Below are 22,159 nucleotides of genomic sequence, written 5' to 3' on the forward strand. Positions count from 1 at the left end.
TTATCGGGACGCAAAGGTAAGGAAAATTAATGCGCATGCACAATCTTGAATTTTTAGATTTAATACGACCATCTTTCCTTATATAATATACAGTAGTCCATATAAATATTTAATTACTTACTAAGCGTATATTGGAAGCCATCAGCGGCAACACCTTGGTCAATAACAAGTTGATTGTTTGTTAGCGTTATAATTTTAGAATTTGTATTTTCAATTACCAATGTGGTATCGGTAGCCGTAGTAATAACATCATAAGTGTAGATCCCAGAAGGGTAGCCGCTATGTATAACATTGTGGGTATTGTTATTAGTAACGGTAATTTCGGTGTCATCAAAATTCCAAGTAATTAATCCTGATTCAAAATCGTCGTTAACGCCAGGAAAACCACCATTGACATTTATTAAAGACCAATTGCCATGCAATGTTGTGGTTGAACTTTGTGGTGCATCATCGTCGCTATTACAACTAAAAAAAATTAATGTAAAAGCTAAAATAAATAGTTGATATTTCATGTTGTATTCGTATTGTTTGCCTTGTATAAAATACAACTTTTTTAAATAGATGGTCTACAAACGGTAACAATTTACCTGTTCAATCTACTAACATATAGTATATTTACAACTTTATAAAATCTAAATAATAAATATGAGTTTTGCAAAATGGATTGGTGGTGCTTTAGGTTGGTCTTTTGGTGGTCCTATTGGTGCTATTATTGGTTTGGCTGTAGGTAGTTTTGTTGATAATATTGCAGAAAAGAATGCTCCTTTATTAGGTGATCGTCAAGCCGGAAGGCAAGGTGATACCTACAGAACAAAGCCAAATTATGGTCAGCGTACATCACGACCACAAACACAATCGGGTGATTTTGAAGTGAGTTTGTTAATTCTGGCTTCCATTGTTATTAAAGCTGATGGTAAGCAAGATCAACGCGAATTAGATTTTGTACGTCAACAATTTACCAATATGTATGGTAAAGATAGAGCCAATCATGCTTTTGAGTTATTTAAGCGTATTAATAAACAAAATATATCCACACGTCAGGTTTGTTTACAAATTAAGCAGATGATGGATCATGCATCGCGCTTACAGTTGCTTCATTTTTTATTCGGAATAGCGAAAGCCGATGGGATAGTTACTGAAGATGAATTACGTCAGATTTACACTATAACAGGTTATTTAGGGATTAGTAACAGGGATTATCAGAGTATAAAAGCGATGTTTTATAACAGTAGTGATAATGCATACAAAATCCTTGAGATTGATAAATCAGTATCAGATGCAGAGGTTAAAAAAGCCTACCGTTCTATGGCGAAAAAATACCATCCCGATCGTGTTGGTCATTTGGGTGAAGAACATCGCGAAGGTGCTGAAGAAAAATTTAGACAGGTGCAAGAATCTTATGAGCACATACAGAAAGAGCGTGGTTTTAAATAAGGCTTAAGTGCTTTGTGTCTCAGATATAACTAAGCTTGGTCTTCTTTTTCTTTTAGACGTTTTTTAATGTATTTAAAGTAACGTTGGGTTTTATACTTATTGTAAATAAAAACACATAAGACTATAAAACCTACAATAATTAATCCGTTTTTACCAGTGAAGTAGTTGAGGAGTGTCATGGTTGATTTAAAATTTTAGCTTTAGTCGATTTTAGATTTGAACCTTTCATCTACAATTGAAACAATAATTATATCATCCTCTAAACAGGAAGAAATCATCTTTCATATCTTCAATCTGAGCATCTTCGTTAGTTATGATATAATTAATGGCTTTTGAGGTAAATTCATCGCCTTTTTTGGTTAATGAAACCACTTGGTTATCCATATGAATCATATTATTTTTTTGAGCTAAATCGAGTACAGATTTCGCACGGACTTTTTGCCAATTGATATGTTCATAAAGATGATTAACGTGGCGTTCTTCAACTTCATCATGATTTTTTAAATGCAACAGAAAGGTTAATAAAGACACCTCCGTACGTTGCTGTTTTTCTCTATACATCACCGCAATTATACCTTTTGATGGCGCAAATAAATATACCAATAGAAATACGACTCCAAGAATGGTTGTAATAGATCCCGCAATAGAAGCGTCTAGACAATGGGCAACCCAATACCCAAAAATAGCACTAAACACGCCGAAGCTAATTGCTAAAATGAGCATCTTCTTTAAATCTGTGGTTAGCAAATAGGCCGAGGCGGCTGGAGCAATCATTAAAGCAACAACCAAAATAGCACCAACGGCATCAAATGCACCAACCGTTGTAACGGAGGAAACAGACATTAAACCGTAATGTATAACTGCCGGTGAAAATCCAAGGGAAGCCGTTAAGCCTTTGTCAAATGTGCTTACTTTCAATTCTTTAAAGAACAGGATAAGTAGTGTAATTGTAATAAGTAATATAGATCCAACCACCCATAGTGATTTTGGGCCTACATCAGTACCACCAATTAATAGTCGATCAAAAGGTGCGAAAGCTAATTCTCCTAGTAAAACGGCATCAACATCTAAATGTACATCGTTGGCATTTTTAGCTATCATAATAACACCGATACTAAATAAAGCAGGAAACACCAGGCCAATAGCGGTATCTTCTTTTACTAAACCTGTTTTCTGAATGTATTCTACAAGGACGACTGTTATAATTCCGGTTAAAGCGGCTAAAAGAATCAGTACAGGAGAATTTAAATCTTGCGTTATAAAAAAACCAATCACTATTCCAGGTAAAATAGCATGGCTGATGGCATCGCTAATCATCGCCATTTTTCTTAGAACTAAAAATGTTCCAGGAATAGCACATGCAATAGCAACTAAACTTGCTATAATTTGTATTTCTAATTGTGCACTATTCATCTTCTGTCTCTTGTTTGGTGTATAAGTTAGCTGCGGTTTCAAAACCTGTTTCGGTTAAACTCCACATGCTTCCATTAATCTTAACATAGTTTTTATCTACTAATTTTTGAAGTGTACTTTTAGTGTAACCGTGAAAATTATTTAAGAGTTTAATTTTGTGAGGGTGGGATGTGTTTTCATGTGTTTCTGCAATATGATACATAAAGGCTAACGTTTTATGTAATTCTAAATCACGTCGATTTTTAATGACCCTAATTTGTTTAAATAAAAGGCCTCGGCTAGGTGAAAATATAAATGAAAAGCCAACAAATACACTGGCTACAAGCACAATAACAGGTCCTGTGGATAAGTTGTTTTGACTGGCGCTAATCGCTGTGCCAAAAACCCCTGAAAACGCACCAAATACGGCTGCTAAAAAGACCATTTTAGCTAAGCTGTTAGTCCATTGTCTCGCTGCTGCTGCTGGTGCTAAAAGCATGGCACTCATTAAAACAACACCAACGGTTTGAAGCCCTAATACAATAGCTAAAACAATGAAAACTGTAATTAGAATATCTATAGTCTTAGTATTAAAACCAAGTGTTTTTGTGTAGTCGGCATCAAAAAGTAAAATTTTAAATTCTTTCCAAAAAGTGAGCATTACCATCAGGCAAATCCCTGTAACGATAGCCATCATCCAAACATCACTTTCTACTAAAGTAGCAGCTTGGCCAAAAAGATATTTATCTAAACCTGCTTGATTGGCGTTAGGTTGTTTTTGAATAAAGGTGAGTAATAACATTCCAAAACCAAAAAACACAGATAGAATAAGGCCTAATGCGGTGTCGGATTTTAAATGGGTTTTTGTAACGATATTTTTTATCCAGAAGGTTCCAATAAGTCCACTCACCAATGCACCGATGAGAAGGGTATTTGTGTCTTTGGCACCTGTAATTAAAAAGGCAATTGCAATACCAGGTAAGGCGGCATGTGAAATGGCGTCACCTAATAAACTTTGTTTTCTAAGCACTGCAAAACTTCCTAGCATTCCGGTAATTGCCCCTAAAATGGCGGTGCCTAATGTAATAGTTCTAAGCGTATAGTCTGTAAAGACGAGTTCTATATATTTTGATATGTCCATAATTCCTGCGAAAGTAGTAATCTTCCGTTTCGCAATAGTTTACTTTGTTTTTTTAGATTCCTGCTTTCGCAGGAATGACGGCATTTTTTTATATTAGTAACAGTAAATACCGCAAACTGAGATTGCGACTATTTTTCTATTCCTGAATACTCACTTGGTAATTTATACCATAAGTTTTTGTTAAGTTATCATCATTAAAAATATCTTTTACAGGGCCTGTAGCAATTTTTTTCACGTTTAAAAAGGTCACCCAATCAAAATATTCAGGGACGGTTTGCAAATCATGATGAACTACGATGACGGTTTTACCTGCTCTTCGTAATTCTTTTAAAATGTTTATAATAGCTATTTCGGTAGTAGCATCAACCCCTTGAAAGGGTTCGTCCATAAAATAGATGGATGCATTTTGCACCAAAGCACGAGCTAGGAAAATGCGTTGTTGTTGTCCTCCAGAAAGTTGACTAATTTGTCTGTTTTTAAATGGTAGCATGCCTACTTTTTCTAAGGCTTCTAGGGAGGCTTTCTTTTCCTTTTGTCCAGGGCGTTTTATCCAGCCCAAACTGCCATAAGTTCCCATCATAACAACATCTAAAGCTGTGGTTGGAAAATCCCAATCGACACTCCCTTTTTGTGGAACATAGGCGACTAATCGGCGTTGTTTTTCGTAAGGCTTTCCGTAAATTGTAACACTACCAGCAATAGGTTTTAAAATGCCTAAAATAGATTTTATTAGGGTTGATTTACCTGCGCCATTTGGGCCAACTATAGCCATAAGTACGCCTTCTGGAATTTCTAAATCAATATCCCAAAGTACCGGTTTGTAGTTATAGGCAACCGTAAGGTCATCTACTTTTACGGCAAACACTCTTTCGGAAGCGGTACTAGGTTTTATATCTTCCTTCGATTCGTTTCTCATTTTAAAATTGAACTAAATTTCTTGAGATTCCTGCCTTCGCAGGAATTTATTTCAGTGCATTAACTATCGTATTCACATTATATTCAAACATGCCAAGATAAGTGCCTTCAAGTGTTCCGGCGTTTCCGAGTGCATCAGAATACAGTGTGCCCCCTATTTTTACATCGTGTCCTCTAGAGTTTACTGAGGCTTGTAAGGCTTCAATAGTTCGTTTTGGAACCGAGCTTTCTATGAATATGGCTTTGATTTGTTTTTCGATAATAAAATTAGCTAATTTTTGAACATCTTGAACACCAGCTTCTGTTGCGGTAGAAATACCCTGAAGGCCAACGACTTCAAATCCGTAAGCTTTTCCAAAATAATTAAAAGCATCATGTGCGGTGACTAAGATTCTTTTTTCTTCAGGAAGTGTGGTTATGGTTTCTTTTATGGTGTTTTGAAGGGTTTCTAGCTTTAAGATATAAGCTGTTTTGTTGGCCATGTAGGTGTCAGCATTTTTTGGGTCTTTTTCAGCTAAAACTGCAGCTGCTTTTTCTGCAAATTGTTCAAAATAGTTAATATCAAACCATACATGCGGATCGTAATTAGAAGCAAAATACTCCGAACCAATTAAGGTGTTTTTGTCTAAGGCATCACTAAGTGCTATGGTGGTTTTATTGGTGCTTTCCATTTTTTCAAGTACTTCTACTAATTTTCCTTCTAAGTGTAAACCGCTATAAAAAATAATATCAGCATTTACGAGCTTAGATACATCACCTTCACTTGCTTTGTAAAGGTGAGGATCAACCCCAGAGCCCATTAAACCTTGTACGTTTATTAAATCACCACCTATATTTTGTACTAAATCAGTAATCATCGTGGTTGTGGTAACAATATTAAGTTTTCCGTTATCTGCGTTGGAACCCTCTTTGCAGGCTGTAAAAATGAGCGAGATAGCTAATAGGAAAATTATTTTTTTCATATATCTAAATATTTATTACGAAGATACTAAATGTTGAAATATTTAACATTAAACTTTAGTAGCAATTTGTAAAAAGTAATTTTTTTTGTGCGTTTGCTTAATGGTCTAAGCAGTCTTATTATTTGGTAGTAAAGTGATAAATCTTGGCTGTGGTTTCTGTAAGTGTTTTGGCTGATGTTATTATTGAGAATTCAGTTCAGATTTAAGTGTTTTGTACAGCTGTGTTTGTTTGTGTTTTGCCCCGTCTTTTTTTTGTTCTGTAAAATTAAAATATGTCAGCGCAGCACGTCTTAACTCGGATTGTAATATAGTTTTATCGTTGTGTTTTGAGTTTTTAAGACGCAAAAGAAAAATAATCTTTCGTTTTAGCATATTTTCGGCTTCAGATAAGTTTTCTAAGGCTTCGTAAGTGTTTATAAGGTTATTGCAGGATATGAGATATATTTGAGCAAAAGGAATTTTTAGTTCTTTGCAATTTGTGGGGTAGTTATTTAAAACTTCAGACCTGTATAACGCATTTTTATAGCCAATTAATGCTTTCGTGAATTGTTTTTCTTCGAAGAGTTTATTGGACGTTTTTGTTTTAGTCTTCCAGTAATTTTCTATATGATTGAGGCAAATATCGCTCATGTGTAATTTTTTTTTAATTGATAGACAACTATACCGCTTTTTACTACAAAAAGCGGCAGGGCCTAACTCTTAGAATATGAAAAAAATAGTAACAGTTACTTGGTTACTATGCTGTTAATGCCACTGTTTAACGTAGCATTAGTAGGTTTAATTAAGCATATTTAATAATTGCTTAGAGGTATAATAATTGTAAACCTGTTGTTCTATACCGAAATCTTTATTATAGATTAACGTTGCAGGCAGTATTACTTGTTCACCATCTTGAGATGCTAAAAGCAATGGCAACTCGTGTATGCCATTGCGTTTTGTTTTTGCTTGTTTGTTGGTAAAAGTGACGCCATCAAAAACAATAGTTTCTAAAGATTCAACATCCATTTTTGAGGCGTAGTAATCACTGTTTATTTTCTTTATAATCGCTGTTTTAGTAAAGACTTCGCGGTCTAATTTTTTACAATAGGCACACCACTCCGCATTAAAATAGATGAATACTGGTTTTGGTTCTTGCGCAATTGCTTTTTCTAGTTCTGCCCATGTTTTCCACTGAATTTCTGCTTCATTTTCATTCTGAGACAATACCATCTGAGAAACAAGAAGGAATACTAATATTGAAAATACATATTTCATACCAAGAGGGACTAAAAGTCGCCAAATCTAAGTCCGATAAAGAATGTTCGTGGTCGGTTTGGCCCATAAATGTAAGTTGAATCTCTTCCTGCACCACTATCAAAATCACTTTGGTAGCTGTTAAATAGGTTTTGAACACCACCACTTAATTCCATATGAAAGTTTTCAATAGGGTCAAAATGATAGGTTAGTTTCGTCGTCATATCAACAAACGATTCAGTATCATTTAAGGCTACAAATCCAGAATCACTTACTACAAGAGGTACAATCATTGAACCGGTATAATTTCCTGTAACATCTAATTTAAATGATTCGCTCATTTGCCAATTAGTAGTTATAAATCCATAGGTATTAGGAGATCTTACAAATTCATCAAGAATAACATCTTGTTCACCCGTAATAGAGCCATCGGCTTCAAATAGTACTTGGTCTTCTTTATATATTGATTTTTGCAACGTTACACCGGCTTGGAAAAACAATTCTGAACTTGGTGACACGCTCAATTCAATATTAGCTCCTGCAACATAAGCACCAGAGCCATTTCTAGTTTCTTCTAAAATAGAGCTGTTAGATAAAGATGCGCCTGTACTCACAATAGTAAAAGGGTTTTTTAATGTGGTATAGAAGCCTTCAACTAATACGTTGGTTTGTGTTTTGTTGAAATCTTTGGTGTAGTCAAAAGAGGCTGTATAAGCATTTGAATACTCACTTTCTAGTTCGTTTGATAATATGACGAAACGTTGCTCTCCACCAACCGAAGAAATATGAAGATCTTCGTTGAATGCTTGAGGTGCTCTAAACCCACGAGCGTAACCACCTCTAAATTGAAGGGCATCTGTAAAATTGTAAAGTAAGGTTAGTCTTGGGCTTATCACGGTTTCAGAAACATCTGAAGAACTTTCAATAGCTTCAATGGTATAATATCCATCTACGTTTACATGGTCTAAACGCGCGCCAACAAGGGCAGAAAATTTATCTGTAGGTTTCCACTCATATTGACCATACACACCAAGGCTGTTTACTTTTTGGTCCACAAGACGGTTATAACCAATGATAGCATCATCAGTGTCGTTTAATTGATATTCTACACCAGTGGTGACAACATCATTGTTGCTAAACGTGTGGTTAAATTTAGCACCAGCAACAAAAGCTAAATCTTTAGTGTTACCAAAGGCGTTATTTGCTGCAATGGAATCTTCTGCGGTTCTTCCGCCACCAAGTCCGCCGTAGTAACTACCTCTATCTGTATATTGTATAGATGAGTAAAGACTTAAATTTTGTGTACGTTCATCATTAAAAAGTTCATAATCTATACCTGAAAAAACAGTGTTGTGTTCAAGCTCTTCGGTAACATCGGTAAATTGAGGAGATAATTCTAATTTATCACCACCACGTCTATATTCGTTGATAGCGGTAAAATCTAAACCTATTCTACTATTGTCATTAGGTTTTAAAAAGGTTTTCATTCCTAAAGAGTTATTAGTTAATTCAGTGATTTCACTAAAACCATCACCATTAGCATCATAGGCATCACGATGACGTAAAATACCGTATACCGTTACGCCACTTGTTAAATCTTCACTTACAACAGAGCCGTTGATATTAACGCTTCGATCTGCAGTTTCGCCATCTATTAATGCTAAAGAGGAGTTAATTTCCCAACTGTCATTTACAGGTTCTTTAGTAATAACATTAACGGTACCTGCAATAGCATTAGAGCCAAATAATGCAGAGCCACCACTACGGACAACCTCTACACGGTCGATTATGCTAACAGGAATTTGCTCTAAACCATACACGCCATTGAGCGCACTAAATACAGGGCGGCTGTTTACTAGAATTTGTGTGTATTGTCCTTCTAAACCGTTCATTCGTACTTGTGTGAAACCACAGTTTTGACAATTGGTTTCTAAGCGTACTCCTGGCTGGTAACTTAAACCATCGGCTAAATTTGCAGATTGTGTGGCATTAAAAAGTTTAGGACTTAATACCTTAACGATTACAGGAGCTTCTTTTTTACTAATGCGATTTCTTGTGGCACTAACGACAACTTGGTCTAAACCAAGTACATCTTCAGTTAATTCAAAATTGATGTTTTGATCAGTACCTGCAACTAAGGTGATTTTTTTTTCTTGTGTGCGGTAACCTTGCGATTTAACAATCAATGTTATTGCACCAGATTTAACGGTCATTTTATAATCACCATTTTCGTTGGCGTCGGTTCCTTGGGTGCCATTTTTAACATAGATGCTAGCGTACGGAACAGGAGTTCCTTCAGCTGTTATCTGACCAGAAATTGTGCTTTTATCTTGTTGTGCGGAAACTAAAGTTACCATAAATAAGCTTATGAGGGTAATGTATTTCATGTGGCTTCTAATTTATTGTTTAGTGTAGTATAATTAATAATTTAGGCAAATCTAAAAATATGTTTTTAATAAAAAAAATATATCTTTGTATAAATTAAAAACTAGTGACTTTAGCAGAAGAGAATTATCTAAAAGCCATCTATCATTTAGAGCAAGAATTTAAGAATGGTGTTTCTACAAATGCCTTAGCGGAGGAGATGAATACCAAGGCATCATCGGCTACTGATATGGTAAAAAAATTAGCAGAAAAAAATATGTTGACGCATATTCCGTACCAAGGCGCTACGCTTTCTGATGCTGGACGCGCTTATGCTGTAAAGGTGATTAGACGTCATCGACTTTGGGAAGTTTTTTTAGTTGAAAAATTAAATTTTTCTTGGGATGAGGTTCATGAAGTTGCTGAGCATTTAGAGCATATTAATTCTGATAAATTAGTAGATGAATTAGATGCTTTTTTGGGTTTTCCTACTTACGATCCACATGGGGATCCTATACCAGATAAGGAAGGGAACTTCACCTATATTGAAAAAATTGTTTTAGCTAAGGGTGAAGTAGGGACTACTTATAAATGCATTGGTGTAGATGATACGTCCTCAGAATTTTTAAAATACTTAGATAGTAATAATATTGGGCTTGGCACTATAGTTAAGGTGCTACATAAAGAGCCTTTTGATAATTCTATAAAGTTAGCTTTAGGTGATTCTGAAATTGTAGTGTCTCAAAGTGTGGCTAAAAACTTATACTTAAAGAAAGTGTAAGCGTTTCAAAACAACTTCGTCTAAAGTGGTTGTTTTTTACTTTAATTATTTAAAATTTTAATAGATGTCTTATATGTTTAAATTGGGTGTTATTGGTGTATGTCTTTTTGTGTTTGCAACAAGTTGTAAAAGTGATAAAAAAGAGAACGTTGAAGTGGAAAATACAGTGTCTGAAGTAGAAGCAGTTCTATCGCCTGTAGAAATGATTGAAGAAGCTGCTAAAAAAGATCTGTTTTTATCTTATGAAGCTATTGAGCTAGACATGGTTATTCGTTTTGGTGGTAATGAGCGTCTTAATGGAAAAATGACTTTCTTAACCAATTCTACCAAAGGGAAAATTGAATTGAATGATGGTTCATTCATTTACTATGATGGCGATAAAGTATTTCACTCGCCAGATCTTAAAAATGCTGATGCCGCACGTTTTGATGCTTATACATGGATGTATTTCTTGCTCTTTCCTAATAAATTAAGTGACCAAGGCACAATTTGGTCTGATGTTGAAAAGTTACCGTTAAATGACAAAACCTTTAATGCACAGCGTTTAACGTTTGAAGCTAACACTGGAGATGCACCAGATGATTGGTATATTGTTTACAGTGAGCCAGAAAACAACAGGATTGAGTATGTCGCTTATATTGTAACGGTTAATAAATCTACAGAAGCTGCTGAAGCTGATCCTCACGCCATAGGTTATTCTAATTATAAAATGATTGACGGTGTGCCCATTGCACATACTTGGAATTTCTACGAATGGACTAAAGCCAATGGGCTAGGAAAGGTGATTGGTAATGCAGACTTAAACAATATTAAGTTCATTACAACAGATACGGATACCTTTAATATTCCAGAAGATTATATTGAAAAGTAGGCTTATCTCAATAAGTTACTTTTTATAGGCTAAAACTATTCTTTTTTATTTTGAATGAACGCTTTTAAAATAAATAGGAGAAGTATTTCTATGCCTAAATAGAAAACACCATGTAGCATAGTTAAATTGAATAATGCAGTAAATACAATAGCTGAAATAGCAAGAGATACACAAAGAATAATTCCGCTGATAAAATCTTTAATAAAGGTGGATTTATTCGATTTATAGTCGAAAACATAGGCGATTAAAATCACTAGTATTGACAAGGATGACTACAATTGAAAAGTTAGAATTAAAATCTTCATTTTATAAAACTAAGAATGAGATTCCTTTTTTTAAAGGCATTTATTAATGACATCCACAACCGTCATCACCACCGCAAGCTTTAGTTGTTTTTTTCTTAGGTGACCAAAAGAATTTTCGTGCCAAAAAAAGTAAAGCTAAGCCAAGTGCTAAAAAAACTAATATGTTTTGAATAATTATATTCATAAGTTTTTATTTCAAAATTTGAAAAGCCGCTAATGCTACAATATAAGCAAACGTACTCATAATTACTAATTGATACACTGGCCATTTCCAAGAATTGGTTTCTTTTCTCACAATGGCAAGTGTGCTCATACATTGCATGGCAAAGGCATAAAATAGCAATAGTGAAATTCCGGAAGCAAAGTTAAATAACGGCCCTCCTAAAATAGGATTAACTTCACCAGCCATTCTATTTTTAATAGTTTCTTCCTCATCGCTACCCACACTGTAAATGGTGGCTAATGTGCCAACAAAGACTTCTCTAGCTGCAAACGAACTGACAATGGCAATACCAATTTTCCAGTCGTAGCCCAAGGGACTAATTGCGGGTTCAATAGCATGGCCTGCAATACCAATAAAGGAATGTTCTAGTTTGTGAGATTCTATTTTTTGATTCAGTTCATCTTTCGATAGATTTTCAGAGGCAAATTTTTCGGTTACAATGCTTTCGGCGTTATTAAATTTATCTCCAGGCCCATAAGAGGCTAAAAACCAAAGTACGATAGAAATAGCTAAAATAATTTTACCAGCACCAAAGACAAAAGCTTTAGTCTTTTCTAAGACGGTCAAGGCGACATTTTTGAATAAAGGCATTTTATAATTGGGCATTTCTACCACAAAGAAACTCTTGCTCTTAAACTTCATGACCTTATTTAATAGCCAAGCCGAACCTACAGCGGCACCAAAGCCAATGAGATATAATAACATTAAGGTTAAGGCTTGGTAGCTTATAAATCCTAAAAATCGACCTTCAGGAATCACTAAAGCAATGATGATAAGATATACAGGTAATCTTGCTGCACAAGTGGTAAAAGGCGTTACTAAAATGGTTATTAAACGTTCTTTCCAGCTTTCAATATTACGGGTAGCCATAATTGCCGGAATCGCACAAGCTGTTCCCGAAATTAAAGGCACAACACTTTTTCCGCTCAATCCAAAGCGTCGCATTATACGATCCATTAAAAATACCACACGACTCATATAGCCGCTTTCTTCAAGTATGGATATAAACAGAAATAAAAATGCAATTTGTGGAATAAAAATAACGACACCTCCTAGTCCAGAAATAATACCTTCGGCTAATAGATTCGTAAATGCGCCTGGCGGTAAAGTGTTTTTTATCCACTCGCTCAGCGAAGCAAATGAACCATCAATAAAATCCATTGGGATACTAGACCAGTCGTATATAGCCTGAAAAATAGTCAGTAAAATGATTCCAAAAATTACATAGCCCCAAACTTTATGTGTTAAGATGCGGTCTAGCTTTATACGTAAATCTTTAGCCGTTTTTAGGTCAATGGTTTGTCCTTTTTTAAGCGTTTCATTAATAAACTGGTAACGCTTTATGGTTTCTTTTTGTTGAAGGCGTTTTAAATCTGCGGTAGATTTGGTTTTAAAATCCTCAACAGCTTCAAAGGTTTGGCGGTCTGTTTTTCCGAAGTTAACATCTTGAGTAATGACCAACCACAGCTTATATAATAGTTGGTTTGGAAATGCTTTTCTTAAGCTATCAAAATAAGAGCTGTCAATGCTAGAAGCATCTAGGCAAGGTTCTGTAGAGAGTTCTTTATAGTGTGTTATTAATTCCTTTAGTTCCTGAATCCCTTTATTTTTTCGGGTACTTATTAAGGCAATTTTGGTGTTTAGTTCTTTTTCTAAACACGCAATATCTAATGTGATGCCTTTGTAAGCCATTCTATCAGACATATTAATCACTAAAATAGTCGGAATTTTTAAATCTTTTATTTGAGTAAAAAGTAGGAGATTACGCTTTAAATTTTCAACATCGCTAACCACAACGGCAACATCTGGATGGTTTTTATCCTTTTTGTTTAGTAATAGTTCTATAACTACATTTTCGTCTAAGGAAGAAGCATTTAAACTGTAAGTTCCAGGTAAATCAATAATGTGAGCTTTAACACCTCGTGGAAGTTTGCATACACCCTCTTTTTTTTCAACGGTAATACCAGGATAGTTACCAACTTTCTGATTTAAGCCTGTTAAGGCGTTAAAAACGGATGTTTTTCCCGTGTTTGGGTTGCCAATTAGTGCAACGTTAATCTGCTTACTCATGGGCAGTTTCAATTAGAATATGACTAGCAGTTTCTTTTCTAATAGCTAAATGCGAACCATTAATGTTAAGGTACATCGGATCTGCAAAAGGAGCAACTTGAACGAGCTCTACAGTATTGCCGGGCAAACAGCCCATTTCTAGCAGTTTTAAAGGAATATGAATCGACGAAACATCGGTTATGATGCCTTGTTGTCCGCGTTTTAGTTCAGCTAATGTCAACTTTGCTTATTTAGAATTGTTTTAAAGAAGCAAAAGTAAGAGAAATTTGTTAGTGTGGGAAGTAAGACCACGAATATTTAATAGCGTCGATATAGTTTATAGTGCTGTTACTTGTATTTAATGTTAAGCTTGTGTCTTACCAAATCTTGCATAGTGCATAGCTCTTAATGCCCATCAAAATATTTTAAGGTTTCAATATCCTCTAAAATTTTTTCAATATCTTCTGGTTTTGTACCATCATAAAAACCTCTGATTTGACGTTTTTTATCAATGAGCATAAAATTTTCGGTATGAATCATATCGTATTCATCGCCATTACCATCAGTTTTTACAGCGAGGTAGCTTTTTCTTGCTAGTTCGTAAATTTGTTTTTTATCGCCTGTCACTAAGTTCCATTTGCGATCAATAACACCTTTTTCTTTAGCGTATTTTTTTAATTGAGCCACACTGTCAATTTTTGGAGTAACAGAATGCGATAGTAACATTACATCATCATCGCTAATAATTTCCTTTTGTATTTGATACATATGATCGGTCATTATTGGGCAAATGGTTTGACAAGTGGTAAAAAAGAAATCTGCGACGTAGATTTTATCCTTATAGTCATTTTGTGTAATCGTTTCACCATTCTGATTGGTTAAGCTAAAATCGGCAATTTTATGATATTTTAATTGGTGTTGAATGGTGCTGTCTACTAATTCTTCGCTAACCATACCTGGTTGGTAAATAGGGAGTGGGTGTTTTACATTTAAAATATTGTAAATAATAGCGAGGATTATAATTGAAAGTATTGAAAAAAATATTCCGAATTTTTTATAGCCTTTAAAGAACGAAAGAAATGACATTATATGTGTATTAAAAACAGTTGAATCACAAAAATACGATTGAATCTCAATAAAAGCTTTATTTTTAACATTAAAAGGACGTGTTATGAAACAAATTTTAGGCAGTTTAATACTTGTATTTGCCATACAATTAAATGCGCAAGACTACAATAAGACCTTAAATGCTATTCGTGCTACAGAAGCCAGAACAGCACTATTGCAAATGAGAAACAGCCAAAATGCAAATACCGGGAATTACGATGTAAAATATCACCGATTAGAATTAGATATTGATCCAGAAGTTGCCCAAATTTCAGGTGACGTTACCACGTATTTTGAAGCTAAAGCAGCGATGACGGAAATCACTTTTGATCTCGCTGATAATATGACGGTTTCTCAAGTATTGCAACGTGGTAATAGTTTAGAATTTACACAAAATTCTTCAGATGAATTAGTAATTACATTGCCTGAAACACAAGCGCTAGGTGTGTTAGATTCTTTAACGGTGAGTTACTCAGGAAACCCAGTAAGTTCTGGTTTTGGTTCTTATGAACAAACCACCCACGGTAGCAATAATGATCCTATAATTTGGACCCTTTCAGAACCTTATGGCGCTAAAGGGTGGTGGCCTTGTAAACAAGATTTAATTGATAAAATAGATTCAATAGACGTACATATAACGACGCCAGAATTTAACCCTTCAAACGAAAATTATGTGGCCGTTTCAAATGGGTTAGAAATGGGGCAGACAGTTGTAAACTCTGAAAAAACAACACATTTTAAGCACCGTCATCTCATTCCGGCTTACCTCATCGCTATTGCTGTTACCAATTATGAAGTGTATACACACGAAGTTCCTAATAACGGTAACCCTTTTGATATTGTAAACTATGTTTACCCTGAAGATTTAGCTTATGCCGAAGCCAATACGGAAGTGACAGTAGATATTATGAATATTTTTACGGATCTTTTTGAAGAATACCCGTTTTCGGACGAAAAATATGGCCATGCGCAATTTGGTTGGGGTGGTGGTATGGAGCATACAACGGTTTCATTTATGGGCTCGTATAACAGAGGACTTATTGCACACGAGCTAGCGCATCAGTGGTTTGGTAATAAAGTGACTTGTGGGAGTTGGAAAGATATTTGGTTAAACGAAGGTTTTGCCACTTATTTATCCGGATTAGTGATTGAAGATTTAGATGGTGCCGCTAGTTTTAAATCGTGGCGACAACAAACCATCAATAGTATTACGTCTCAGCCCGATGGCGCTGTATATCTTACCGACCAAGATACCACTAGCATAAATCGAATATTTAGTAGCCGACTGAGTTATAATAAAGGGGCTATGGTATTGCATCAACTACGACAAAAAATTGGGGATACCGATTTTTATCAAGGCTTACAAGCTTATCTAAATACACCAGGCATAGCTTTCGACTATGCTAAAACACAAGATTTTATTGATGTTATGACTTTAACAACAGGCGAAAATTTAGAGGAATTTTTTGATGATTGGATTTATAATGAAGGTTATCCAACCTATCAAGTTAATTGGAATCAAACTGGCAATCAGTTACAGTTGACGCTTTCGCAATCCCAAAGTGATGATTCTGTCTCATTTTTTGAAGCCGGAGTACCAATTAGAGTTTTAGGGACTTTAGGTGAAAGCTTAGATTTGGTTTTAAACCATACAATGAATAATGAATCTTTTTCTGAAAGCGTAAACTTTATAGTTGATGAGGTCTTATTTGACCCTGATTATCATCTAATTTCAAAAAATAATACAGTCACCTTAAATACTTCAGATTATGATATTAATACGACAGTTACTGTGTATCCCAATCCAACAACAGCAGTATTGCATATTGAAAAACCAGATCACATCACTATTCAAAGTATTAAAATATATAACAGTTTAGGGCAATTATTGCTTGAGCAACCAGGCAGGCTTCAAGTTGATATAAGCAAATTAACTTCAGGATTATTGTTTGTTAAAATTAATACAGAGAATCACATCATTAACAAACAGGTCATTAAAATTTAGAAACCCTATAGTTTTAACGAATTGCTAAGTTTTTTTGAATATGGTTTTGAGATAAAAACCGTACTTTTGCAAATCGAAATTTGAAAAAAATAACATGGAATTCATTATAAAAATATCTCAATTCTTACTTAGTTTATCCTTGCTTATTGTCTTGCACGAGCTTGGGCACTTTATACCAGCGAAACTTTTTAAGACTAAAGTTGAAAAATTTTACCTCTTTTTTGATGTTAAATTTTCACTTTTCAAAAAGAAAATAGGCGATACCGTTTATGGTATTGGTTGGTTACCACTTGGTGGTTATGTAAAAATTGCTGGTATGATAGATGAAAGCATGGACAAAGAGCAGATGGCATTGCCACCACAGCCTTGGGAGTTTCGTTCTAAGCCAGCTTGGCAACGTTTAATTATTATGCTTGGTGGTGTTACCGTAAACTTTATTTTAGCGTACGTGATTTATGTGGCTGTTTCTTTCACTTATGGTGATTCTGATGTAAAAGTCGACAGCTTAAAGGATGGCTACTGGATTGAGAATCCGGCGTTATTAGAAATTGGTTTTAAAACCGGTGATAAGGTGTTAGCAATTAATGACACGCCAGTTGTTAATGATTCTGATATTGGGTTTAATCTTATCAGTGCGCAATCTATTACGGTTGAACGTGATGGAGAAGAAAAAATTATAGACTTACCTGAAGACTTTTTAGGACAATATTCCTCAAGCAAAAGCAAGCTTAACTTTGAGTACCGTGTTCCTTTTATGGTCGGTGCAGTTTCAGATTCTTCTTTAAACAAATCAAAGAACTTAAAGCAAGGTGATATTATAAAAAGTATCAATGGTAAGGAGTTAAAATATTTTGATCAAGTTGAGCAGTTTACTAAAGGTTTAAATAATCAGACGGTTACGGTTGAGGTGCTTAAGGAAGATAATTCAGTTGTAAAAGAAGAATTAGCTTTAGATGCTGACGGGAAATTTGGTATACACCCTTGGACGAATAACTTTAGTCGTTTTGATGAGTTAGGTGTTTTAGAAGTCACTAGAAAACAATACACATTTGGAGAGAGTTTTGCTGCAGGTGGGCGTAAATTCACAAAAACAATTACCAACTATTTTGATCAGTTAGCCGCCATTTTTAATCCAAGTACAGGTGCTTATAAAGGTCTAGGTGGTTTTAAAGCCATTTACGATCAGTTTTCACCAGTTTGGAGTTGGCCTTATTTCTGGGGATTAACGGCATTTTTATCTATCATGTTAGCGATACTTAACTTATTACCAATACCAGCTTTAGATGGTGGTCATGTGGTGTTTTTACTGTATGAAATTATCTCAGGACGTAAGCCAAGTGAAAAGTTCTTAGAACGTGCCCAAGTGGTTGGGTTCTTTATTTTAATTGCACTGGTATTATTTGCTAATGGAAATGACATTTTTAAAGCGGTGACGAATTAATTTTTTCACTTTTTACAAAAAAAATAATATTTTGTTTTGTAGAAATGAAAAAAGCATATATATTTGCACCCGCTAACGCGAAAATATAACCTTCCTCTTTAGCTCAGTTGGTTAGAGCATCTGACTGTTAATCAGAGGGTCCTAAGTTCGAGTCTTAGAAGAGGAGCAAACAAAGCCATTACGAAAGTAGTGGCTTTTTTGTGTTTAATAATAATTTTAATTGGTTTTAAACGTCTAATTTATTAGCTATAAAAATCATTTATTAATTTTCTAACATAAGATTGTATTAATAAATAAAGCTTTTAATTAGACTTGTTTATTTTTGTATAAGAGAGTGCTTTTCAATTCATACTAATGAAAAAATGTTTTTTTTGTCTTTTTTTACTTCCGCTTATTCTTTTTTCTCAAAAGGAGACTTCGTCTGATACATTCAATTCGGTATATTATGACATTGCTATAAACATTTCCTCTTCGAATCCTATTAAAGCCCTGCATTTAGCAGATTCTCTTTTTATAAACTCTAAAAATGCTAAGCAAAAGATAAAATCAATCATGCTTACTGCAGATATTTTAGCGAAACAAGAAAAGCGAGGTGAAGCTATTAAATATGGACAGCGCGCTCTTAAAATAGCCATAGAAGAGAGCGATTATAGTTTACAATCTAGAATTTATGGTTTTTTATCAACCCAATATCGATTTATTGGTTTTTATGATAAAGGAAAAAAAAATATAAATAAAGGTATCGAAGTTAGTGAGTCAATATTAGATAAAGAACAGGTTGTAAAATATAGGGCTTTAAGTTATAGGGAGTTGGCAGAATATGAATATCTCGATGAGGATTATGATAAAGCAATTGATTATTTGAAGTTGTCTAGTTTTGTATATAAAGAAGAAGAAAATTTACAGCTGAGATATTTTAATCTTGCTAATGTAGAAGAAATGCTTGGACGTTGTTATAAGGCCATAGGAAAAGATGAAGAAGCCTTGGTACATTTTTCTAGAGCTAATGTGTTAATAAATAAAGCTGAAGCGGAAAACTCCCTATGGGCGGGAGTTATATATCGCAGATTGGGAGAAGAGTTTTTACAGTCTAAGAATTTAGACAGTACAAAAATATATTTACAGAAAGCTTTTGCAATTTCTAAAAAAAATGACCACATGTCTTTAAGAGAAGTGGTGTATAAAAGTTTAGCAGATTATCATAAACAAAAGCAGGACTTAGATAGTCTTAATTTTTACAATAAAAAATATAGCGCTTTATTAACGCAAAACAAGATTAAAAATAAGCGTATAATAAATAGGGCTTTTAATATGCTGAATGAAGAACCTAAAAACGATAATTCTAATGCTAAGTTTTATATCATAATTGGCGTATTAGCCTTTCTGCTCATAATTGGAGTGTATCATAACAGAAAAAATATATTACAAAGTCTTAATGTTAATTTTGGCAATGCTAATACTAAATCTACTGAAGTTATTCTCTCTAAAAAAACCTACAAAGAACTTGTAAAAAAATTAAAAGCTTTTGAAGCTTCAAATGATTTTTTAAATAAAAATATGTCTTTATCAATGCTAATAGGGCAATTAAATACAAATGCTAAGTATTTAAGATATATACTCACTTGTGAAAAGCACACAGATTATAATAGTTATATCAACCAATTACGTGTAAATTATATAGTCGAAAAGTTAAAAACTAATCACGTATACTCCACGTACAAGATTAGTTATTTAGCTAAGGAATCTGGTTTTTCTTCCCACAGTAAATTCTCTGCCAGTTTTAAAAATGTTACAGGACTTTCTCCTTCGGAATTTATCGAAGATTTAAAAGAAGATGAGGTTGTATAAAACATACAAAAAACTACTTTAGTGTATTGAACGCAGTCAAAATGGCTTTAATTTTAGAACATTATAGATTTTTAAGTATAGTCAAAATGACATCATAAATTGGTTTTAAAACAGCTTCTTTGTTTTTTTCAAAACCGTCATATTTTATTTTAAACACTTTTCTTTTCTTAGTGATGTATCTTAAAGATTAATCGTAATTGATGTTATATGCGATTACAATCGATCTAAAAAATTATGTTTAAGTTGTTTTTCTAGTTTTAAATTTAAAGTTCACAAAGTCAAGTATTTGCGTGTTGTCCATTTTACGGAAAACGGTCGTTGTATAGCATATTACATTCAGTGCCAAAGACTAATTTTGCAAGGCGAATAGAAGCACTCTCTCCATTTTCAAATATATCAGTATAGCTTTTATTTTAAATAAAACAGAAGTATTTAAGCCTTTAGACAAAACAATTCAGAATTCATGAAAAAACTATTACTACTACTTATCTTAATTACAGGTAATTTTATTTACTCGCAAGTTGGTATTGGTACCGATATGCCTAATGCATCAGCTCAGTTAGAGATTATATCAGGTAATCGTGGTATGTTAATTCCACAAGTTCCATTAACTAGCGTTACAGATCAAACCACAATCACCGCCGGAAATATTGAGAGCTTATTGGTTTATAATACGAATATGACAACTTCACTTATTCCTGGATATTATTATTGGTATCAAGGCCGTTGGAATAAATTAATGGTTGAGAGTGATTTACCAGATAATATTGTTTTTTGGGATGTTCAAAATAATGAATTCACCTATACTGATGAAAATGGTGATGTTCAAATAATTAATATTTCTGAATTTGAAACCTTGACATACCTTGGTTTTAATACAGAAGATTTTACATTAGATTACACAGATGAAGATGGAGTTGTAACAAGTATAAATCTTGAAGAGGCCATTAAACATTTTGAAAGCTTAACCACAATTGTAGCTACTAGTGATAGTACTTTTACATATACAGATGAAGAAGGAAATACAACTGTAATAGATATTAGAGATTTAGAAACTCTAACCAGTTTAGCACTTAACGCAGATGATACCCACATCGATTATACAGATGAAAATGGTGATGTTACGCAATTAGACTTTACTCAAATCGTAAAGAACCTAGAATCATTAACAACGATTATTGAAAACAATGACGGCACTTTTACATTTTTAGATGAAGAAGGCAATGCCACAATAATAGATATTAATAATCTTGAAACTCTAACCAGTTTAGCACTTAACGCAGATGATACCCACATCGATTATACAGATGAAAATGGTGATGTTACGCAATTAGATTTCGCTCAAATCGTAGAGAATTTAGAAACGCTAACAACGATTATTGAAAACAATGATGGCACTTTTACATTTACAGATGAAGAAGGTAATGCTAACGTAATAAATATTAGTAATCTTGAAACAACAACTTCAATTCAAGATAACGGAGATGGTACAATTACGTATAGAGATGAAAATGGTAATGAAACTGTTATTAGTTTATCGGCAGGACCAGCAGGACAAGATGGAACATCAGCATATCAAGAATGGTTAAATGCAGGCAATCAAGGATCAGTACAAGACTTCTTAGATGCATTAGTAGGTCCAGCCGGACAAGATGGAGCAAACGGAACATCAGTAACGGTAACAGATAACGGAGATGGTACTGTAACCGTAAGTGATGGTACAAATAATGTTATTGTATCAGATGGTGAAGATGGTGTTGACGGAGCAGATGGACTAACTCCAGAAATAGGAGCGAATAATAATTGGGTAATTGGAGGAGTTGATACAGGTATTGTTGCAGGAGGACAAAATGGTGCTTCAGCATACGAAGAATGGTTAGCAGCAGGAAATACAGGGTCGGAACAAGACTTTTTAGATGCATTAGTAGGTTCAGCCGGACAAGATGGAGCAAACGGAACTTCAGTAACGGTAACAGATAACGGAGATGGTACTGTAACCGTAAGCGATGGTACAAATAATGTTATTGTATCAGATGGTGAAGATGGTGTTGACGGAGCAGATGGATTAACCCCAGAAATCGGAACCAA

Annotated in this window: 19 protein-coding genes, 1 tRNA gene and 1 pseudogene; 8 read left to right on the forward strand and 13 right to left on the reverse strand. The window is 34.3% G+C overall.

Going from position 1 to position 22,159, the window contains the following annotated elements:
- Positions 1-113: 113 nt before the first annotated feature.
- Positions 114-512, reverse strand: coding sequence for a hypothetical protein (locus HM982_RS11965; protein WP_179353469.1), 399 nt, complete (start codon positions 510-512; stop codon positions 114-116).
- 133 nt (positions 513-645) lie between these two features.
- On the opposite strand from HM982_RS11965, the gene HM982_RS11970 reads away from it, so the two are divergent.
- Positions 646-1,434, forward strand: a complete 789-nt coding sequence (locus HM982_RS11970; protein WP_179353470.1) for a TerB family tellurite resistance protein — start codon at positions 646-648, stop codon at positions 1,432-1,434.
- Positions 1,435-1,463: 29 nt separating this feature from the next.
- Here HM982_RS11970 and HM982_RS11975 read toward each other — a convergent pair whose 3' ends face one another.
- From HM982_RS11975 to HM982_RS12010, 8 genes are all read right to left on the reverse strand, one after another.
- Positions 1,464-1,613 carry a hypothetical protein gene (locus HM982_RS11975; protein ID WP_179353471.1) on the reverse strand — a complete coding sequence of 50 codons (150 nt, stop codon included), beginning with the start codon at positions 1,611-1,613 and terminating at the stop codon, positions 1,464-1,466.
- A gap of 73 nt (positions 1,614-1,686) precedes the next feature.
- Positions 1,687-2,847 (reverse strand): metal ABC transporter permease, encoded by a 1,161-nt coding sequence (locus tag HM982_RS11980; protein WP_179353472.1) that lies wholly within the window; start codon positions 2,845-2,847, stop codon positions 1,687-1,689.
- Entirely contained in the window at positions 2,840-3,967 is a 1,128-nt protein-coding gene (locus HM982_RS11985) for a metal ABC transporter permease (RefSeq protein WP_179353473.1), read from the reverse strand. Before HM982_RS11985 ends, HM982_RS11980 begins: the two co-directional genes overlap by 8 nt.
- A gap of 136 nt (positions 3,968-4,103) precedes the next feature.
- Positions 4,104-4,883 (reverse strand): metal ABC transporter ATP-binding protein, encoded by a 780-nt coding sequence (locus HM982_RS11990; protein ID WP_218849827.1) that lies wholly within the window; start codon positions 4,881-4,883, stop codon positions 4,104-4,106.
- 46 nt (positions 4,884-4,929) lie between these two features.
- On the reverse strand, positions 4,930-5,844 hold the full coding sequence (locus HM982_RS11995; protein WP_179353474.1) for a metal ABC transporter solute-binding protein, Zn/Mn family: 915 nt from the start codon (positions 5,842-5,844) through the stop codon (positions 4,930-4,932).
- Between the two features lie 180 nt (positions 5,845-6,024).
- Positions 6,025-6,474 (reverse strand): tetratricopeptide repeat protein, encoded by a 450-nt coding sequence (locus tag HM982_RS12000; RefSeq protein ID WP_179353475.1) that lies wholly within the window; start codon positions 6,472-6,474, stop codon positions 6,025-6,027.
- Between the two features lie 147 nt (positions 6,475-6,621).
- Positions 6,622-7,098, reverse strand: a complete 477-nt coding sequence (locus HM982_RS12005) for a thioredoxin family protein (RefSeq protein ID WP_179353476.1) — start codon at positions 7,096-7,098, stop codon at positions 6,622-6,624.
- An 11-nt stretch (positions 7,099-7,109) separates the two neighbouring features.
- The gene (locus HM982_RS12010; protein WP_179353477.1) at positions 7,110-9,464 is read right to left on the reverse strand and encodes a TonB-dependent receptor; all 2,355 of its coding nucleotides are present in this window, start codon (positions 9,462-9,464) and stop codon (positions 7,110-7,112) included.
- A gap of 104 nt (positions 9,465-9,568) precedes the next feature.
- On the opposite strand from HM982_RS12010, the gene HM982_RS12015 reads away from it, so the two are divergent.
- Together HM982_RS12015 and HM982_RS12020 are read left to right on the forward strand one after the other, a co-directional pair.
- Positions 9,569-10,222, forward strand: a complete 654-nt coding sequence (locus tag HM982_RS12015) for a metal-dependent transcriptional regulator (RefSeq protein ID WP_179353478.1) — start codon at positions 9,569-9,571, stop codon at positions 10,220-10,222.
- 64 nt (positions 10,223-10,286) lie between these two features.
- Positions 10,287-11,093 (forward strand): DUF6503 family protein, encoded by an 807-nt coding sequence (locus HM982_RS12020; protein ID WP_179353479.1) that lies wholly within the window; start codon positions 10,287-10,289, stop codon positions 11,091-11,093.
- Positions 11,094-11,441: 348 nt separating this feature from the next.
- On the opposite strand, the gene HM982_RS12025 is transcribed toward HM982_RS12020, so the two are convergent.
- The 4 genes from HM982_RS12025 to HM982_RS12040 all read right to left on the reverse strand — a co-directional run bounded on the left by HM982_RS12025 (position 11,442) and on the right by HM982_RS12040 (position 14,756).
- Complete coding sequence (locus HM982_RS12025; RefSeq protein ID WP_179353480.1) at positions 11,442-11,582, reverse strand: FeoB-associated Cys-rich membrane protein; 141 nt, start codon at positions 11,580-11,582, stop codon at positions 11,442-11,444.
- A gap of 6 nt (positions 11,583-11,588) precedes the next feature.
- On the reverse strand, positions 11,589-13,691 hold the full coding sequence (gene feoB / locus HM982_RS12030; protein WP_179353481.1) for a ferrous iron transport protein B: 2,103 nt from the start codon (positions 13,689-13,691) through the stop codon (positions 11,589-11,591).
- Positions 13,684-13,911: a FeoA family protein gene (locus HM982_RS12035; RefSeq protein ID WP_179353482.1), complete on the reverse strand. Its 228-nt coding sequence runs from the start codon at positions 13,909-13,911 to the stop codon at positions 13,684-13,686. Before HM982_RS12035 ends, feoB begins: the two co-directional genes overlap by 8 nt.
- A gap of 164 nt (positions 13,912-14,075) precedes the next feature.
- Positions 14,076-14,756 (reverse strand): SCO family protein, encoded by a 681-nt coding sequence (locus tag HM982_RS12040; protein WP_179353483.1) that lies wholly within the window; start codon positions 14,754-14,756, stop codon positions 14,076-14,078.
- A gap of 85 nt (positions 14,757-14,841) precedes the next feature.
- On the opposite strand from HM982_RS12040, the gene HM982_RS12045 reads away from it, so the two are divergent.
- The 5 genes and pseudogenes from HM982_RS12045 to HM982_RS12065 all read left to right on the forward strand — a co-directional run.
- Entirely contained in the window at positions 14,842-16,782 is a 1,941-nt protein-coding gene (locus HM982_RS12045; protein WP_179353484.1) for a M1 family aminopeptidase, read from the forward strand.
- A 94-nt stretch (positions 16,783-16,876) separates the two neighbouring features.
- Complete coding sequence (gene rseP / locus HM982_RS12050) at positions 16,877-18,223, forward strand: RIP metalloprotease RseP (protein ID WP_179353485.1); 1,347 nt, start codon at positions 16,877-16,879, stop codon at positions 18,221-18,223.
- 92 nt (positions 18,224-18,315) lie between these two features.
- A tRNA-Asn gene (locus tag HM982_RS12055) sits at positions 18,316-18,389 on the forward strand.
- Positions 18,390-18,577: 188 nt separating this feature from the next.
- Positions 18,578-20,071 carry an AraC family transcriptional regulator gene (locus HM982_RS12060; RefSeq protein WP_179353486.1) on the forward strand — a complete coding sequence of 498 codons (1,494 nt, stop codon included), beginning with the start codon at positions 18,578-18,580 and terminating at the stop codon, positions 20,069-20,071.
- A 463-nt stretch (positions 20,072-20,534) separates the two neighbouring features.
- Positions 20,535-22,159: pseudogene (locus tag HM982_RS12065) on the forward strand (hypothetical protein); the annotation flags it as partial.

It is taken from the genome of Winogradskyella vidalii (genome assembly GCF_013403955.1).
Classification (GTDB): domain Bacteria; phylum Bacteroidota; class Bacteroidia; order Flavobacteriales; family Flavobacteriaceae; genus Winogradskyella; species Winogradskyella vidalii.

What these genes read in the sequence shown, in the direction of transcription:
- HM982_RS11965 (WP_179353469.1), bottom strand. Translation starts at nt 512, where the DNA reads ATGAAATATCAACTATTTATTTTAGCTTTTACATTAATTTTTTTTAGT.
- HM982_RS11970 (WP_179353470.1), top strand. Translation starts at nt 646, where the DNA reads ATGAGTTTTGCAAAATGGATTGGTGGTGCTTTAGGTTGGTCTTTTGGT.
- HM982_RS11975 (WP_179353471.1), bottom strand. Translation starts at nt 1,613, where the DNA reads ATGACACTCCTCAACTACTTCACTGGTAAAAACGGATTAATTATTGTA.
- HM982_RS11980 (WP_179353472.1), bottom strand. Translation starts at nt 2,847, where the DNA reads ATGAATAGTGCACAATTAGAAATACAAATTATAGCAAGTTTAGTTGCT.
- HM982_RS11985 (WP_179353473.1), bottom strand. Translation starts at nt 3,967, where the DNA reads ATGGACATATCAAAATATATAGAACTCGTCTTTACAGACTATACGCTT.
- HM982_RS11990 (WP_218849827.1), bottom strand. Translation starts at nt 4,883, where the DNA reads ATGAGAAACGAATCGAAGGAAGATATAAAACCTAGTACCGCTTCCGAA.
- HM982_RS11995 (WP_179353474.1), bottom strand. Translation starts at nt 5,844, where the DNA reads ATGAAAAAAATAATTTTCCTATTAGCTATCTCGCTCATTTTTACAGCC.
- HM982_RS12000 (WP_179353475.1), bottom strand. Translation starts at nt 6,474, where the DNA reads ATGAGCGATATTTGCCTCAATCATATAGAAAATTACTGGAAGACTAAA.
- HM982_RS12005 (WP_179353476.1), bottom strand. Translation starts at nt 7,098, where the DNA reads ATGAAATATGTATTTTCAATATTAGTATTCCTTCTTGTTTCTCAGATG.
- HM982_RS12010 (WP_179353477.1), bottom strand. Translation starts at nt 9,464, where the DNA reads ATGAAATACATTACCCTCATAAGCTTATTTATGGTAACTTTAGTTTCC.
- HM982_RS12020 (WP_179353479.1), top strand. Translation starts at nt 10,287, where the DNA reads ATGTCTTATATGTTTAAATTGGGTGTTATTGGTGTATGTCTTTTTGTG.
- HM982_RS12025 (WP_179353480.1), bottom strand. Translation starts at nt 11,582, where the DNA reads ATGAATATAATTATTCAAAACATATTAGTTTTTTTAGCACTTGGCTTA.
- feoB (WP_179353481.1), bottom strand. Translation starts at nt 13,691, where the DNA reads ATGAGTAAGCAGATTAACGTTGCACTAATTGGCAACCCAAACACGGGA.
- HM982_RS12040 (WP_179353483.1), bottom strand. Translation starts at nt 14,756, where the DNA reads ATGTCATTTCTTTCGTTCTTTAAAGGCTATAAAAAATTCGGAATATTT.
- HM982_RS12045 (WP_179353484.1), top strand. Translation starts at nt 14,842, where the DNA reads ATGAAACAAATTTTAGGCAGTTTAATACTTGTATTTGCCATACAATTA.
- rseP (WP_179353485.1), top strand. Translation starts at nt 16,877, where the DNA reads ATGGAATTCATTATAAAAATATCTCAATTCTTACTTAGTTTATCCTTG.
- HM982_RS12060 (WP_179353486.1), top strand. Translation starts at nt 18,578, where the DNA reads ATGAAAAAATGTTTTTTTTGTCTTTTTTTACTTCCGCTTATTCTTTTT.